Below are 1,481 nucleotides of genomic sequence, written 5' to 3'. Positions count from 1 at the left end.
CAGGGTAAACGCATCTAAATTAATTTGACAAACACCTAAATTTGTGCATTACTAAATAACTAAAAAAAACTTTTAAAAATCATTAACTTTAACCACATTTAAGCAAATTAAATCATAACCTTAAGATTTTCTAAACTTCTTAAAGCCGGAGAATTTTCCTTCTTAGATAGGTGTTAGATTTCGAGCATTAACTGGCAGAGTTTAAAATTTGCACTAAATAATTATTGTCCATTGCCGCTCGATACCGTTTCATTTTTAGACTTTGTTTGGAAGTTTTTTCTTGTTTTAGTAAATTTATAGCCAAGCGACGTAGAAGTGCAAAATTTTCGGGAGAGTTCTGTTTCCGAATCCGGCTTTCATCTTCACAAAAGGTCACATCAAGCGTCCAATGTAAGCTATTTTCAATGCCCCAATGACTGCGGATAGCCCCAGCAATTATCTCAGCATTACTGCTTAAACTACTCAAATAAAAACGAGCTTCAGTCGTGGTTTTATTCCACAGCCGTCGTTCACTAACTATCATGACAACTGTTTTTAATCCCGTCCATAATTCTTGATTGTGCAGAGGTGGTAACTCGGATACATCAACAGTCCAAACTTGTCTTTTTTCCACTCGATGATGTCCAGCTTCTACTTGCTCATAATAACTGTAGTCTCTGCCTAAATAATCTGATTTTTTAGCTACTTCAAACCACTCTTTCACAGCTTGATAGAGGAGTTTTTGATTGCCTTTTAAAGCTAAAACATAATCTCCTTTTTTCTTGATAATCAGAGATGTTATTTCTTTTTGACAGCCCATAGCATCTATGGTTATTACGCTTCCGGCAATCTCTAACATTTCTATTAATGCCGGAATTGCTGTCAGTTCATTTGATTTTTTATCGACTTTTTTTTGACCTAAAACCAATTGATGAGATGAAGACCAGGCTGTAACTATATGTAGCGCTTTTTGCTGGTCATTTCGGTCATAAGATTGTTTCATCGTTTTGCCATCAATGGCAATCACGTTTAGTTCTAATTCCCCGACTATGGCATTTACCCAACTCAAAAAGCATTCTTGAAACTGTTGTGGTTCAATTCGGGCAAATACCCGACTAAATGTGTCATGAGATGGTATGCCATTCGGTAATTCTAGAAAGCTTTTTAACCATTCATATTTGGCATTACCATAGGCTTCTATTGCCACCCATCCGTCGGCACCGCTAATGATAGCTAGAATCGCAATCGCTATAATATCTTTGAGTAAGTGTTCTTTACTTCTTTCTATTCTGGGGTCTTTCAAATTGGCAAAATGTTCTAAAAAACTGGCATTTAAAATATTCATTGAAGGCAATGAATCTGTTTGTTTTTGTTGGGAAGTTACAGCTTTACTAAAACCTCTTGCCATTGATAGCACCCATAAACTACAACAAACTACATTGAAATTTAGTCGGATTTAACTGTAGCATATTTTGGGTTCCAGTTAAGATGCGTTTACCCTG

1 protein-coding gene is annotated in these 1,481 nt (G+C 35.9%); it reads right to left on the bottom strand.

Going from position 1 to position 1,481, the window contains the following annotated elements; all coding sequences use genetic code 11:
• Nucleotides 1-187: 187 nt before the first annotated feature.
• Nucleotides 188-1,387 (bottom strand): ISAs1 family transposase, encoded by a 1,200-nt coding sequence (locus QT987_RS29720; RefSeq protein WP_333247073.1) that lies wholly within the window; start codon nt 1,385-1,387, stop codon nt 188-190.
• Between the last annotated feature and the right edge of the window lie 94 nt (nt 1,388-1,481).

The organism is Microcoleus sp. SVA1B4, from assembly GCF_036700545.1.
GTDB lineage: Bacteria > Cyanobacteriota > Cyanobacteriia > Cyanobacteriales > Microcoleaceae > Microcoleus.
Note: the sequence above shows the minus strand (reverse complement) of the source record. Positions and strands in the feature narration are given on the sequence as shown.